General features: G+C 44.7%; 14 protein-coding genes and 1 tRNA gene. 2 read left to right on the forward strand and 13 right to left on the reverse strand.

Features of this window, described 5'->3' with window-relative positions; genetic code table 11:
- Window positions 1-2 precede the first annotated feature (2 nt).
- The 4 genes from AC4PME_RS19535 to dnaQ all read right to left on the reverse strand — a co-directional run bounded on the left by AC4PME_RS19535 (window position 3) and on the right by dnaQ (window position 2,445).
- Window positions 3-76 (reverse strand) — tRNA-Asp (locus AC4PME_RS19535).
- A 16-nt stretch (window positions 77-92) separates the two neighbouring features.
- Window positions 93-287, reverse strand: a complete 195-nt coding sequence (locus AC4PME_RS19540; protein ID WP_491046819.1) for a hypothetical protein — start codon at window positions 285-287, stop codon at window positions 93-95.
- Between the two features lie 32 nt (window positions 288-319).
- The gene (locus AC4PME_RS19545; protein ID WP_491046820.1) at window positions 320-1,753 is read right to left on the reverse strand and encodes a TIGR03503 family protein; all 1,434 of its coding nucleotides are present in this window, start codon (window positions 1,751-1,753) and stop codon (window positions 320-322) included.
- Window positions 1,729-2,445, reverse strand: coding sequence for a DNA polymerase III subunit epsilon (gene dnaQ, locus AC4PME_RS19550; protein ID WP_474844336.1), 717 nt, complete (start codon window positions 2,443-2,445; stop codon window positions 1,729-1,731). Before dnaQ ends, AC4PME_RS19545 begins: the two co-directional genes overlap by 25 nt.
- A gap of 139 nt (window positions 2,446-2,584) precedes the next feature.
- Between dnaQ and rnhA the strand changes: the two genes are divergently transcribed.
- On the forward strand, window positions 2,585-3,049 hold the full coding sequence (rnhA, locus tag AC4PME_RS19555) for a ribonuclease HI (RefSeq protein WP_303573950.1): 465 nt from the start codon (window positions 2,585-2,587) through the stop codon (window positions 3,047-3,049).
- A 95-nt stretch (window positions 3,050-3,144) separates the two neighbouring features.
- Entirely contained in the window at window positions 3,145-3,897 is a 753-nt protein-coding gene (locus AC4PME_RS19560; RefSeq protein ID WP_491046821.1) for an SDR family oxidoreductase, read from the forward strand.
- 7 nt (window positions 3,898-3,904) lie between these two features.
- Here AC4PME_RS19560 and AC4PME_RS19565 read toward each other — a convergent pair whose 3' ends face one another.
- The 9 genes from AC4PME_RS19565 to AC4PME_RS19605 all read right to left on the reverse strand — a co-directional run bounded on the left by AC4PME_RS19565 (window position 3,905) and on the right by AC4PME_RS19605 (window position 14,971).
- Window positions 3,905-5,068, reverse strand: a complete 1,164-nt coding sequence (locus AC4PME_RS19565; RefSeq protein ID WP_491046822.1) for an alpha/beta hydrolase-fold protein — start codon at window positions 5,066-5,068, stop codon at window positions 3,905-3,907.
- 229 nt (window positions 5,069-5,297) lie between these two features.
- Window positions 5,298-5,714, reverse strand: coding sequence for a hypothetical protein (locus AC4PME_RS19570; RefSeq protein ID WP_491046823.1), 417 nt, complete (start codon window positions 5,712-5,714; stop codon window positions 5,298-5,300).
- A gap of 234 nt (window positions 5,715-5,948) precedes the next feature.
- Window positions 5,949-6,875 carry a hypothetical protein gene (locus AC4PME_RS19575; RefSeq protein ID WP_491046824.1) on the reverse strand — a complete coding sequence of 309 codons (927 nt, stop codon included), beginning with the start codon at window positions 6,873-6,875 and terminating at the stop codon, window positions 5,949-5,951.
- Window positions 6,860-7,576, reverse strand: a complete 717-nt coding sequence (locus tag AC4PME_RS19580) for a glycoside hydrolase family 25 protein (protein ID WP_491046826.1) — start codon at window positions 7,574-7,576, stop codon at window positions 6,860-6,862. Before AC4PME_RS19580 ends, AC4PME_RS19575 begins: the two co-directional genes overlap by 16 nt.
- Before the next feature lie 13 nt (window positions 7,577-7,589).
- Window positions 7,590-10,370 carry a hypothetical protein gene (locus AC4PME_RS19585; protein ID WP_491046827.1) on the reverse strand — a complete coding sequence of 927 codons (2,781 nt, stop codon included), beginning with the start codon at window positions 10,368-10,370 and terminating at the stop codon, window positions 7,590-7,592.
- Between the two features lie 418 nt (window positions 10,371-10,788).
- Window positions 10,789-10,959, reverse strand: a complete 171-nt coding sequence (locus tag AC4PME_RS19590; RefSeq protein ID WP_491046828.1) for a hypothetical protein — start codon at window positions 10,957-10,959, stop codon at window positions 10,789-10,791.
- Window positions 10,960-11,251: 292 nt separating this feature from the next.
- Window positions 11,252-11,899, reverse strand: a complete 648-nt coding sequence (locus tag AC4PME_RS19595; RefSeq protein ID WP_456252880.1) for a hypothetical protein — start codon at window positions 11,897-11,899, stop codon at window positions 11,252-11,254.
- A gap of 345 nt (window positions 11,900-12,244) precedes the next feature.
- Entirely contained in the window at window positions 12,245-12,856 is a 612-nt protein-coding gene (locus AC4PME_RS19600; protein WP_491046829.1) for a tyrosine-type recombinase/integrase, read from the reverse strand.
- Window positions 12,857-13,087: 231 nt separating this feature from the next.
- Window positions 13,088-14,971: a DUF885 domain-containing protein gene (locus AC4PME_RS19605; RefSeq protein WP_491046830.1), complete on the reverse strand. Its 1,884-nt coding sequence runs from the start codon at window positions 14,969-14,971 to the stop codon at window positions 13,088-13,090.
- Window positions 14,972-15,355: the final 384 nt, after the last annotated feature.

Consider the following 15,355-nt stretch of genomic DNA (forward strand, 5'->3'; position numbering starts at 1 on the left):
GGCGGAGCGGACGGGCCTCGAACCCGCGACCCCCGGCGTGACAGGCCGGTATTCTAACCACCTGAACTACCGCTCCACTTTTTTCAATTTTTTCAGCAGCTTGCAGATTCTTTATTGAAGTCTCTGCCCTGACTGCGGCGCAGATAATACGTATTCCCTATGGTCGAGTCAACGGTTTTTTTAGATAAAATGTGCCAACATGCATCGTTTGCCTGATTATTCGCCATAATGATGTAATAACCACCGTATACCATGCTGGCAGGGCCTGCAAACCGTGTTTCTGCCATGTAAGTCACCTGGTGAAAACCACACTGCCCGACTACTTTTCTTCGCTGTCAGGCTTCTTCTTTTTAAATTTCGACAGTAAACCAGCCAGCATACCCGGCTTTTTCTCTTTATCTTCTGCGCCTGTAGTAGCCTGAGGCGCTGCCGGAGCAACCGCAGGTTTTGCAGCCTTTTTCCGCTTCCATACAATAAAGCCTACAATGAGCACACCAATCAGTATTATCGAGCCGTTTACCACTGCAATAAGCATGATCATTGTGCCGTCATCCATTCCGGGCTCTTCCGGTGGCAGTTGTACAGACGGCATGGATGGCGTGTCTTTTAACAATGCGGCTTCAAGATCCCCTGCTCCACCTGTCACAGGCGCTTCGTCACTCTCTTCGCCACCGGTTTCGCCTAAAAAGGTATATTCCGGCACATCGAGGATCACGTCCCTGCCATCGATGGTGCTCGCGTAGGCAGTGATCTTTACTCTGAACAAGCCGTCTTCATAGGCGAGGATCCGGTGTAAGCGGGCTTCAGATGAAGGTTCAGTAATGGAAAAGTTCTGAATATCGCCATTGGGAAACCTGACTTTTCCGTCTATCAATAACGATTCAATATCAATCTGGTCACGGACCACATCAATATGTAAATCGTGGTAACCCTGTTGTCCGTCATCCAGTGTTTTACTCAATACCACGGGGTTCGGGTGTAACATGATAACCGGATCAATTTGTTCACGGGAAAACATGGGAGTGTCCACGGTGAAAACAGGACGCCACTCACCGGAAGGGATTGCCAGATTAAACTGACCGGTGAACACGCCATCTTCCGGCGCTTCGTCCATGCCCCTGCCATTGTCTTCAAAGGTGGCGATGAGTTCGTCTTTCGCGCCAAAGTTATCAAAATTCGGATTATTGGTACTTTTAAGTTCGATGGACAAATCAACCACTTCACGGAAAGCCGAATAATCAATGGGCTTGCCACCATTAGTCAGAAAGGCGGTTTGTTTGAGCACTTCACCTGAGAATATAACAGCCGGCAGCGGATCGGCATGAAGCTCAATGCCTGAAAGTACCATCACCCGGCTTTCCGGTAACACCTGCCCCACAGCCTGCCAAGGTCCAGGCACCGGATTTTTTATCTTAATCATGTCGAAGGTATCATCGTCATACCATTCCACATTATTTTTTTCAGCCTGTGAGGAAAATATCTTCGAGCCGTCGGGACGCACCAGAACCACGGGTGCAGAGCCAAATTCGCGGAAGAAAACCATGGTCACTTCGTCCACTTCATGGTCAATGCGGAAGCGGTTACGAAGCAAAAGAATAGAATTTTGATAATCATCACCCAGTGCGGTTAACGCACTGGTGTCGACGGCCGGTTCATCACCGGCCTCTTGTGCTGACAGCGAAAAACTGCCGGCAATAAAGAATAGCCAGATAGAAGTTAAAAAAGGAATTAACTTTCGGGAGTTGCTCGCCACAAACACTTTCCACCGCTCTTTTGCACAATATCCAGTCGTGCTTCATGTTGTTCTAATTCATCGGCGGAGGCGCGGATAACCTTTAATTTATTTCCGTTTCGCTGAATACGCCGGATCCCCTGAGTATCGCCGCTTCCTTCGCTGTTCTGGCCGGCCAGATTCAGTTTTGTCTGGCCACCGGTCATCAGCAGATAGACATCAGCAAGAATTTCGGCATCCAGTAAAGCGCCGTGAAGTTCACGGTGACTGTTATCTATACCGTAGCGCCGGCACAACGCATCGAGGTTATTTTTCTGTCCCGGGTGCATCTTTCTGGCAAGGGATAAGCTGTCGAGCACAGAACAAATATCGTGAGTTTTGACCCCGGCAGTGGGAGCATTCATACCGAATTCGTGATCCATAAAGCCGACGTCGAAGGCTGCGTTATGAATTACCAGCTGGGCTCCGGTGATAAAGTCGATAAAGTCCTGCGCCACGTCTGCAAACAACGGCTTGTCAGCCAGAAATTCATTGGTAATGCCGTGAACTTCAATCGCTTCCTGTTCAACAATTCGCTGAGGGTTGATGTATACATGAAAATGATTGCCGGTGAGTTTGCGGTTAACAACCTCAACACAGCCAATTTCAATGATACGGTGACCTTCTTTAGGTTCGATACCCGTGGTTTCTGTATCGAGCACGATTTGACGCATGTCTGCAACACCTTGTTTTATCTTATAGTTGCCGGGTGCCCCGCGAATTTCAGATTTTCGCTGGCACAGGCGGTTTCAGTTCTTTAGTATACCAGGACATTATCCCGGAAACACATTTCTGACGTAAAAAAGGCCCTTCATGGCAAAGAAAAAAATCGCGATATATACCGATGGCTCCTGTTTAGGCAACCCCGGACCAGGCGGATATGGCGCACTGTTGATATTCGGAAAACACAAAAAAGAAATCAGTGAGGGTTTTAATCAAACCACCAATAACCGCATGGAACTGATGGCCCCCGCTGCTGCACTGGAATGTCTGACAGAACCCTGCATTGTAGACATTACCACCGACAGTCAGTACGTTAAAAACGGCATAAACCAGTGGATCAAGAACTGGCGCAAAAACGGCTGGCGTACCGCCGATAAAAAGCCGGTAAAAAATGCCGATTTGTGGAAGCGTCTGGACGAAGCCGTAAAGAAGCACGATGTGGACTGGCACTGGGTTAAGGGCCACTCCGGCCATCCGGAGAATGAGCGGGTTGATGATTTAGCCCGTGAAGCTGCCGGGAGTCCTACGCAGGACGATACCGGCTTTTCCGGTTAATTCACCGGTGAAAGAAAACCTGGCGGATACAGAGATGATTATCCTTTTGAACGCAACACCTCAGGCACGTATTTTGAGTAACGCAGGGTAAAGTAATGGATAATTCAAAAATCGTTCTAGTCACTGGTGGTAGCCGCGGTATTGGGGCTGCTAATTCCAGATTGTTTGCTGCAAAGGGATATACGGTTTGTATCAATTACAAGTCCAATTCAGAAGCGGCTGAAGTTTTAACTCATGAAATCAACACTCTGGGTGGTCGTTGCTTTACCGTGCAGGCCGACGTCTCTCAGGAAGCCGGTGTAATGCGACTGTTTAAGCGAATTGACGATGAACAGGGATATTTATCAGTTCTTGTAAACAATGCGGGCATTTTGCGTCAGCAATCGCGGCTCGAAGAGCTTACGGCCGAAAGAATCAACAGCATTTTGACTAACAATGTAACCAGTTACTTTCTTTGCTGCCGGGAAGCAGTGAAGCGCATGTCGACACATCGAGGCGGACAAGGAGGCACTATAGTAAATGTCTCATCGGGCGCCTCCCGTACCGGTTCGCCGGATGAATATATCGATTATGCAGCTTCCAAAGGAGCCATTGATACTTTAACCAGAGGGCTGTCTCTGGAAGTCGCCGCTGAAGGCATCCGGGTAAACTGTGTCCGGCCGGGTTTAATAAACACAGATATGCACGCTGACGGCGGTGAACCTGACAGAGTTAAAAGATTAAAAAACATTATTCCCCTGCAACGCGGCGGTGAGCCAGAAGAAGTGGCAGAAGCCATCTATTGGCTCTCGTCTGACAAATCTTCATTCTCGACAGGCAATTTTTTAGACCTTTGTGGCGGGCTTTGAAAGCGAATTAATTCGCTTTCTCTGTGCCTTTCATTTTGTTTTCTAAACGCTCTACATTTTCAACAAAATAATCGTAGTAAGGAATATCTTCTGTAGCGACAGCCAGTGCTTTTTTCGCATAGGTCAGCGCTTCCCTGAGCTTATTTTGTCCTTCATAGCCATATGCAACACCGGCAATAGCATCAGGGTTTTCAGGGTGATGGGACATATTATGCTTATACAACTTCATCGCTAAATGAGGCTTTTTCTGCCAGTCAAAGTAGTAACCTAACTCCCGAACCACGTTTTCAGGTGGTGTCGGGTCAATACCCCATTGTTCACCTAAACGCCGGTAGTAATCGTCTATAACCTGCATATCTGCAGTCACTTTCTCACGGGGAAAGGCTTTGCTCATGAAAAATGATTGATATGCGTTAAAAATGCCAGCCGCCGACGTTAGCTCATGAGAAACGCCTGGATACTCGTTTACGACTACGTTTAAATGAGGGGTGTCAAGGGTTGAAAACGAAGTTAACAGCTCGTCATAGTAAGGTCGCATTGGTAGCCCTTCGTTACCCATATTCATGTAAACATAGGCAGATTCAGACGGCCCGGAGGAAAGCCACTTTTCGGTTCGCTCCACCATCGCGCCCGCGTTCCACCAAACCGCAGGACTATAAGCGATATGTGCATCAAAAAGACCTGGACTCTGTTGCATGGCATACAAACTAAACACACCGGCAGCCGAGGCCCCTGAAATAAGACGGGTCGAATGCGTGCGATACCGTTCTTCAACATCGGGGATCAGTTCCTGCTCAATGAACGCAAGAAATTTTTTAGCCCCGCCGCCAATGCCAACAGGGCCATTTCTGTCCTGATTCACAGTGGGATACATGTCGCGCAGTCTGTCTGTATTTTCAATCGCCACGATGATAACGTCGGGGGCTGCGTCAGCATCTTTTAATCTGCCCAAAACCTCTTTCATCAGAGGAATATTCTCAGCTCCATCAAGCCGGTAAATAACAGGGTAATTCTGTGATGTGGTGAAATAATCCTCAGGTAGCAAAACCTGATATTGCCGCTGTTCGCCAAGTACCTTTGAATCTATGTCCACCACTTCATAATCATTTGCAAGACCCGGAAATGATGAAACAAGCACTGCTGCAGAAAACAACCATTTGAAATACTTCATACTTATCCTTGTAATTTTAATTCTACCTTAACAGCTTATCAGTGCATGTTGTGGGAATTTTTTGTCCATTATCTCTAAAGAAATTCGCGTAAGCATCTTCCCAAAAGTAAGAATGTTTTTTGTATCGATGACATTACCGCATTTGAATGAAAGGCACTTTAAATACGATGCAGACAATGGCTCCTTAGAGCGAAAAGCGGACATGTGATGGCCAGATTGTAATCGTCAGCTAAAGACAAAAAGCGGACATCCATAATTGTAAAGTGGGATTCTGTTGCTGATTTGAATCGGCCAGCAAAACAGCACAACCAACCGGTGTACTGTCGGCATGAAAGAGTAACTTGCTCAGCGAGCAGTGATGTTCAAGTAAATTACGCCCATTGATAACAAGGTATTGCGTATTTATTACGCCGGTATTGAGGTGCTCGCAATCTTCTATCGAAAAATCAAAATGATCAACCGTGACGGGTTTATTATTCTGCAGGAATAGCTTGGCCCCGGTAACACGATAATCATGGTCAAGCACAAACACCAAGACCCCCGAGCAACCACTAACCTTTGCCGTTTGCTCAGCAATATTTATGATATCAAACTGGGACATCTTGTCCAATGAAAAGAGCAGTTGTGCGTCCTGCCTGATATTCACCGTGTTATTCAGCCGTCAATGTAATTACACGTCTTACAAGCTTAGAAAATAATCAACGATTTACAAATCTTCCTGCCATCCAGCTTTTCGACGAGTAAAATTTTGTAATGTCATCAAACATTTCTTTAAACTAAAGTATAAACCAGCAGGCAAAAAGTAAAGTTTAAATTTAAGACGCAATTCATTGACACAACAATTTGAAGAGACATTGCCAGTTAAATACAGTAGAGACACTCATTCTCGAGGCAGCGTGTTTGTTGTCGCAGCCATTACATACTCTAAAAGCATGTCTTCCATACTTTTCGGTTTAAAGAAAATATACACGAAACCTGTCAGGAAGCACCATAATAACAATGGTAAAGCCACGGTATTAAATAGCAATAACGCGGTATGCAAACTTACTTTGCTAATGGTTGCCGACACTTTTTCAGCTAAGTTCGCTGCCAGGGTTTCAGCCTGAGCAATAACAGATTTCGCCGTTTCTTTGTAGTCAGACTGCTGCTGAGATTTAATTTCATCATGCATACGCTCGTAGTGCTGATGGATATCGCTCAGCATTGCCTGTGAGAGTTCAGTTGTGAGAGCTCCAGAGAGAACAATTGAGCTAGGAATTAACAACGTAGTCCCTAATAAAACAATCCATAGATAGTGGGTTGAGCGGAGCAAGGCCCGGTAAAAGCGATTCTTTTTTAATTCAAATGTTCTACACAACAGTAGTGCTAAAATCGCGATACAAAAGAGTAGTACCATTACCGGAGCAAGAAAATAAACCAGCGATAACAACAACGTAATTGCCTTCCAGATTGACAAGTCCAGCATCAGCGCTTCATAGGCTTTGGTCAAAGTGGAATTCAGCGACGCCAGAAGTTCGCCCAAAGTTACCTGCATATCCACGATAAACGAAATACCAATTTCACCACTTTGTATTAACTGCACTACCCCATTTAATGCTGTCACGACCTGCAACGTCTTGGCTGTTTCACCGGCGGCATAATCAGCATAGTCAGTAGCGGCATTAAATAGAGGATGTACCAACTGTTGCCATAAATGCCCTGCACCACCCAACAGCGCAGTAATTATCATTAAACAAAGAAACAATACGAGCTGTACTTTAGGCGACGATTTTATCGCAGCCCAAAGCTGATTTATCCTTGTTTGCATGTTAGTGCCTCCAGTCCTTTGTCCTGATGACGCATTTCGTCTAAATCAACGTTGCCTTGCAGACCAACTAACCGACCATCCTGAGACCTTTGCCATATCAACCATTTATCATCCGGAGCGGTATCGCGGTATTCAGCGAGCCATAAGGTTTTATCGGCAAAATCGGTTGCCAGGTGTGCATGCCAAAAACTGTCCCCGGTATACACAATCACTTCGCATCCCAGTGCTTTTTCTACCATCGCAATCCACCGCTTCAAGCCACTAACCAACTGCTCTGATGTCGTATTGTTGAGCACTTCAACGTCAATTACGGGCCGTAACGAAGCCGTTTGTGATGCCGTTGTTTTAAGAAAATGCTGAGCTTGTTTAGCAGGATCTTCAATCGGACTATAAAAATGATAATAACCAAAAGGGATGGCTTTAGCGGTAGCAGCAAGAGCATGGGCCTTGGCCTCTGGATCAATATAATTCATGCCCTGAGTGGCTTTTATAAAAATGAAGGCAAGTTTGTTCTTAACCATTTCATCCCAGTTGATATCACTCTGATAATGAGAAATATCCATACCCACATGACTTTTCGGCTCTTTGTGTAAAGCAGGTTTGGGTATATCAAGCGAAGGCCAGGCATCAACTATTGCATAAACTAAATATACAAAGACCAAACAAGACAAAGCAAAGCTGGCTGTACGTTGCATATTCATAGGAGGGATTGTCCTATAAAAAATCAACCAGCTTTTTAAGCGGATCTATCAAATAGCTTTTGGCCACTTTTTTAGCATCTTTTTCCGCTTTCTTTAACTCATTATCAATATCCTTCCACAAAGTCTCAGCATCAGCCTTAACTTTTTTGAGCGTTAGTTTTGCCTCGTCTTCCGCGATGTTTAACTCACTCGCCAAAATCTTTTTCAACTTATCGATGCTATACTTTTGATCGAGTTGAGCCATGATAAAAGAAATGGAATAGGTAACGTCATAGGGTGAGAAAAGTCCATTTATGTCTTTGACGATAGCATCCGGGGAAAAGTAACTTTGGAATTGTTTAAAGATGTTGCCACCAAAATGCGCCAATTGCTGATAGGTTTGATGCAAACCATCCCCCAGTTCTGCGGCTCCATACTCTGCGCCCTTAAGTGCTTTTGCTACGGCAGGCACAAACTCACTAGCCTCTTTGCCAGCCTGATTATACAGCCCGATAATACCGTTACTGATTTCTCTGCTCGTGAAACCCACGTCGTTTAAGATTTTGCCAATATAGGCTTCGGCATCTGCTGCAACCGTGGCCAATTGACTTAATATGTTAGCCAGTTTTTTCTCGTCGTAATCGAATAATGATTTAAGGATTTTACATCCCAAAGCCACATCGTTAATGAGATGGTGAAGCAACCATTTCTCAACCATTTCTGCATCATTGGCCAGTATTGAGGTCATATAATCAACGAGGGCATGCTTAAAATAATCATAAAACGCCTTCGGAATGTCCTCGACTTTAGTAATAGGATCCTTGATTTTGATAGACACTTTGTCCTTGGTATACACACCAGGCACTGACAGCTTTTTCTTATCTTTAGTCATTTCAATACTGAAACTGGCTTGTAGCTCGAATTCACCTTTATTCCATAAAATGTCGAGCGTTATCTCAAAACTATCTGTAGGCCAATGTGCGTCTTTCAAAGAAATGACCCCGAAAGTCATAAAAGAGAAAGCCACATCTTTCACAATCTCGCTTAGATTCAGAGTTTCAGTGGTGTGCAGGGTGAAACTTTTGTCATCCTGCATCTCTAATGAGAGTAAAAACTCTCCGTTAAAAAAAGAATGGATCTTTTCTTGCTGCTCAGATAACGACAAACTAATTTCAGTTTTATCCAGCTTGCCCGACATCTGAATTTTTTCAGCGTCCAAAAAGTCGATGCTCGCATCAAAATCAAAATGGGGATTTTCCAACGAGCTAATAGACAGTTGTGGTCCGGTGTAGACTTTAGTCTTTTGCTTTGCACTCGCCGAAACTGGATTTGAAAACGTTTTCAGAGCTATTGTTTGCGCTTCTCCCTTTGCATCCATGGGGGCCGATAAAACCAAATAGTGTTTTTTGCCCTGCTTAACGGTAATCTCATCCATTGCCAGATCAAAAGAAAATGCACTGGAACTATTGAAGGTCACATCGCAAAAAGCGTCCCAGCCAAATGCATCAAACGCACCATTGAACTTCATGCCAACCGGAAAAGTAGTTCCGTCCGGTTCCTTATCCGGCATAGTTTCCATGTAAAAAACCAGATCACTGAAACTGACTTCTGCTAACTCATTTGAAATCTTATCGTTGTGATTCACCGGCGCTAAATCATACAGTAGGCCCAGCGATACCGTACCCGTAATGCTTAAATAAAGTGTATTGACGACTACCGCTCCCTCGGCAGTAATCGCTACATCCGCAAACCCAGCAAAATATATATCTGCATTGTTTTCTTTATCGTGAAGTTTAAACTTGAGTTCAACCGCACCACCACCCTCGCCCACATCGACTATATTTACCGAGCCGCCCACATTCTGTAACGTTAAGCAGTACAGCGTAAATGGTGTGGAGGAATTCGCGAAGTCCTCATCAAAATCTAGTTGCAGCTCCGTTTCAGTCAAACTAATCCTGACACTGGACTGGAGCTTGCGGGCATCAGGATTAAGCCCGAAAGGAATATCGATAACCGCATCAAGTGACGCCGACACCGCATTCTTTTGGTATTGAACGGTAACGACTAATTCCGGTTGTGTTACCGCTAACAACTTAGCCAGCTTGCCGCCCTGACCATCGCCGGATAGTGCAATATGCCCCTGTAGTTCAATATCCGTCGCAGTGCTATCCGGGTCACTGATTTTTGCACCCAGCAATAAATCAAACTTACCCAACAGTTTGCTTAACTGATTCAATACCGAACTCTTATGTTTGCCGGACTTATCCTCTATGCTCACAAACAAATTCAACAATAGGCCACGAATAGTAATAACCTTGTCCGGCGCGATATCTTTTCCGGATGAATCTTGCGTTGAGGAAAACTGAAAAGGCGCACCATCCTGATTGGAAAATACAGCATAAAAATGACTGGCATTGACGCCACTCACAAGTTCGGAGTTATTAAATTTAGTCAGTTGTTTTGTGGTTTGAAAGTAGGCGCCTAAAGTGTAGAGTACTTTGCCACTTACATAAGAAACACTTAACGACAGCAGCATTTCATCATTCCAATTGCCGTTCAGTATGACTAAAATGCTATCGCTTTTCGCCATTTTCAAATCAAGCGTAATAAGCTTAAATTCAATATTTTGCAGGCTCTTATATTGAGGTAGTCCAAGCTCCTCCATTGCATCTGTTAACGAGACATTCTGTAACTGACATTCCAATGTCGCAGAGCCATTGACATCAACATCTACAGTGATGGTATTTTGCGCGAAAGAGACGGTTGCAGAGCGGTTCTTTGCAAGTGAGCTTAATGTGGAAAACAGCGTCGCCATAACATTATCCTTGTTATGAAAAGAATAAATCCCGACTACTGTAGTATTTCCTGAACGTCGTGTACCTGGGCGGTGAGTAACGGGTTCAGATTAGCGTTGAAAAAAGGGAAATGCAACGTTCCTCAGCAAAAACGTCCATCAATAGAAAGTTATTAGTTTCATTTACTCCTCTTTTTAAACGCCATAAAAAAACCGGCCTGAGCCGCGTATAAGAAAGACTAACGCCATGAACTGTACTTTACAACGCTTTTCAAATACAGCCCCTAAGGGCATTTTTGAGGCGGATTGGCTAAATGCTGGAGTGAGAAGTTGATTTATCTTATTGCTGGCGCGCTGGTTGGCCTGGTCATGAGTACAGGAAACTATGGCATCGACAAAGACGAGTTCGCGGTTAACCTATAGTTCGGTCTAGAACAGTTCAGGCTCCCCAGTCGAAATCTCGCTGTATCTGAATACCCTGCTCAACTGGCGGTGCGCGCAGTGGTGGCAGCAAGGAAACCAATTGCAAAGGTCCGGAATACGTACTTTTCAGCCCCACAGCGTGACCTTCAACATTAACTAAGCTAAGCGGCGCAGTTGAGAGGGCCATAATGGCGAAGCCGCCCCTCGTAAATTCGTCCGAGCGACCAAAGGGAGTGAGCTCTAATGTCCACTAAAGCTTTCTTTCGATTTCGTTTTCTTTGCAAGATCGCTAGCACTCAATCCAAAATGATCAGACAAAGCTTTATATACTGGCGGTGGAGACAAAGATCCGTCTCGTTCTAAAAGATTGACTAAAGCTTTTTTTATTTCATTCCTATCTGGAATCACCGAATGCTCTCTCTAAAAATAAAACGCTCCACATCAGCCTCGCGGAGTTGCGGGTCGGCTGGATGTGATTGTTAACCTGAAATCGCTTCTTCACCTTTTTTTAACTTAGGGCCGACCGCGACAATGAATTCGTAAATTGCAGGAAATGCTTCTGTACCTCCAGATTGCTCTCTGAAGGTTTGCAGCATACGGTATCCCCGGTTGACATGAACAATGTACGTGAACTCTTCTTCAATCAGTGCTCTATTAACTAAGTGATGACGCCAAGCGGAACAAACTGTTTCCATCGAATTCAGATATCTGGTTGTCAGCGATCTCAGCAATGAAGATTCAGATGCATTTATTGTGACGCTTGAACCTTGTATTTCAACTTGTGCATGATTCTCTTCTAAGCAGACCTTAATCTTCTCCAGCAGGTATTCCCTTTCTCGCCGCTGCTCTTCATTATCTTCAGGTAATATGAGATGAACCGCTTCATTGTTGACTAACGACCTGCATTGTGCCGGCGAAAAACATTCAACAACCTGCCTTGCGGCACCTGTTACTCTGTTATTCGCAGTTTCTACCCACCAGCGTATTATCTCGTTAGAGTGCAGGTTTCGTTTGTATTGATGCTCCTTATTGAAGTGAGATTTGATAAGGAACAGTTGAAGACACAATACTATTCCGACCGCGGCACTTACGGACGCCGCAATTGCGCTAACTAAATCTGGTGTCATATTTTCTCCAGCTTCCCTTAAATTTGATTACCCGAGGCTAACATTTAAATGATGCGGACCCTAAGAACCGCATATTAATTTTTGTCATACTGGGCTTACTCCCGCGATCCCGTGCTGTGGCTGCGCTGGCATCACATTTAATATTTTGCGAACCTATTTATACGCGAACCATAGTTCGCATGTAAATGAATCACAATTGGAATAGTACAGCTTTACGCTGCCAAGTCATACACTTAGGAGTTCGCAAAACTGGTCAGTGAGAAAATAAAGCAAATCGACGCTTAAAACGGCACCCTGAGCGGCAGCAATACGTACAAAGAGGCTGCACAAGCAGCCCCTTAGAGCTTAAACTTCAATAGATTCTGATATTTCCAATGCGTCGTCTACCTCGATGCCCAAGTAGCGGACAGTGCTCTCTAACTTTTTATGGCCCAGCAAGAGTTGTACAACCCGAAGGTTTTTAGTCTTCTTGTAAATCAGATAGGGCTTGGTTCTGCGCATTGAATGGGTGCTGTAGAGCGATGTATCTAGACCAAGTTTTTCAATCCATCCGTGAAAAATGCGGTTATATTGTCTAGTTGATATGTGCTCAGCGTCATGTATGCGAGACTTAAAAAGATAGTCAGATGCTTTCAATCCGGCTTTGTTTACCCAAGCCATGATCGTCTCTCCGGTGCTTGGTGTTATTTCAAATTGGACAGGACTACCTGTTTTTTGTTGAACGACATGCGTGCGTCTCAGAACTGAACGTCCGCAAACAACATCTGAAACCTTGAGTTTAACGAGATCACAACCTCGTAGTTTGCTATCAAGTCCAAGGTTGAACAGTGCTAGATCACGAGTCCGTCCTTCAAGCTCTAAGCGAATCCGGATACCCCATATATGTGATATCTGAAGAGGCTTTTTCTGACCGATAATACGATTTTTGTTCCAAGGTGTATGGATTATAATTGCCATGATTTGTCTCCTGTTTAATAGGAAACTTAAGTATGGCTGGCAGATTGACAGGCGCACTTAGACAAATAGCGGACATTCAACGTTGTGATTCTCTATTTCTGCCATTGGTCATAAGCGGACGTAATTAACTGTTACGTTTAAGGCCACCAATGTTCCTTAAGCCTACAATCGAAAGACTGAAGGTACATAGCAAACTTTAAGCCTTCTATATAAACCTGTGTAACTAGGGGGTTATTGAGTTTGATGAGCAATCCAGTTGGCGACATCCTCTTTAACCATGCTCATTGGTCGGGCGCCGGGTAATAAGATGACATCATGAAATGCCTTTATATCATAATTAGGTCCTAACCTTGCTCTGGCTTCTCTTTCCAGTTCCACGAACGTTATCATCCCCATTTTGTAACCTAATGCCTGACCGGGTAAAGCCATGTAACGTTCTATTTCACTTTCCACGTCGGAGAGCGGACTGCCCGTAACGCTATGAAAATAATCAATCGCCTGTTCACGAGTCCATTTTTTATAATGTAAACCGGTATCCACCACTAATCGCGCGGCGCGGTAAAGTTCAGCCTGTAAGCGCCCAAGATTGCCTAAGTCATCGTCTTTGTACATGCCTAAATGTTCGCTAGCGGTGTATTCGGCGTAAAGTCCCCAACCTTCAGAATAAGCGTTATAGGGCGAATTTTGCCTGAGTAAACCAACCTCCTGATTCATATTCAACGCTATTTGAAAATGGTGACCAGGTACGGCTTCATGAAAGGTGAGTGTTTTGAGCCGAAACTTTGGCACAGATTCCATAGCACGTAAGTTAATCCAAAAAATACCCGGACGATTTCCGTCAAGAGACGGCGATGTATAATAGCCGGCCGAAGAGGATGCTTCTGAAACTTCCGGGATCCGACGCACTTCAACAGATTGTTCTGGAATGGTTCCATAAATAGCTGGGGATTTGCTCATAACTTCATCGATTAATGTGTTCACATATTCAAGCAAAGCTGCTCGCCCTAAATCAGTATTGGGATAAACCTGACCGGGAAATTCGAGCAGTTTAAGCATTCGCTCTCCTACGGTGCCCTGAATCAATCCGATACCATTTAAGAGTGGTTCCATTAGAGCGGTAATTCTATTTACTTCTTCTAATCCCAGTTTATGAATTTGCTCCGGGGATAATTCCGTGTCGCCGAGGAATTCAACTTCATACAGATAAGCAAGGTCACCAGCTCGCTGTGACCATAGCCCGTCATCATCCCGGGCTAATGGTTCGCTGTTTACTACAGCTTGTCTTGCTCGTTGATAAGCTGGGTAAACAACGGTTTCCACAAGATCTGCAGCTCTGGTTAACGCGCGCTGTTTAATCTCTTCATCCATGTTATCGATTAATGCGATACGCTCAGCAAAGGTAGTAACCAGTTCGTGCTCATTGGCCGGCAAAGCCAAAAACTTGTCAAAAAACAAAAGCGTTTTAGGATGGAGCTTTTTAGGCAGAATGACACCTTGTTCAATGTCAAACTGATATTTGGCGATAATGCTATCGACAAATTCATCAACGGCGTTCAATCTTTGTAAATACGCATGAACCTCACTTTCATTAGTTACCGGCTGTTGATACTGCATTGCCGTCGGTAGCCAGTTAAGCGGTGTGTATTGGGGATTAATAATATAGGGAGGCTGTCCGCCCCAGTAATGAATAAAACCACCTGTAAAGTCAGGACTACCTGCATACATGCTAAACATGTTATGAAGGATACTGGCATTTTGCCGCTCAGGGTCGGTTAAATCGTCTGCTTTCAAGAGGGTTTTAAACGTTTCACGGGCTTCATTCATGTTTTGCCGGAACAGTTTAAAAGCGCGGGGGCTGTAGTCGCCCAACCGGTTATCGTATTCGCCACCTGCCAGTTCTGGCGGTGGTTGAAGCATTGTCGAAAGCATTGGGTAGTTAGCCAGAAAGATAGCAGTGTAGTGCTGCTCAGCTTCTTTTAACAGCTTGCTGGAGGATGGTATCTCCGGATCACCTTTGGGGGAGGCTGATAACCGTAAGTTATCCTGTGTAATACAACCCGATAACACGCAGAACAACAACGCGAGTACTAGTAGTATAAGTCCCGAACGATACATAATCCCTCCCAGTGGTCCGTTAAATGAAATGAAACGGATGATATTCCACACTAGATGTGTGGGTAGCATTTGTAAAGTTACTTCGAGAGAGAAGCTGCTTTCTTATTACCTGTTACAGATATGAGCTTTTTGTGTCGATGCATAGTCAATATGTAATCGCTTCAAGACAACGATTTCCTAACGTAAAGATAGCGGTGCATCGCCAAATTGAACTCACAGCGCATAGCAGATGAATGCCTGTTATGAACGATGAGCCCTCCGTCACAACTGGCAAACGTCATGACTGCTATTCGCTCATTGCCGCCATTAGAATCTCAATGCTTCAACGACCGCTTCACGTACAGACTGTGTGAAAACTATTGATCACCTTTTGGTCTAAGTGTG

Source organism: Alteromonas sp., assembly GCF_984505615.1.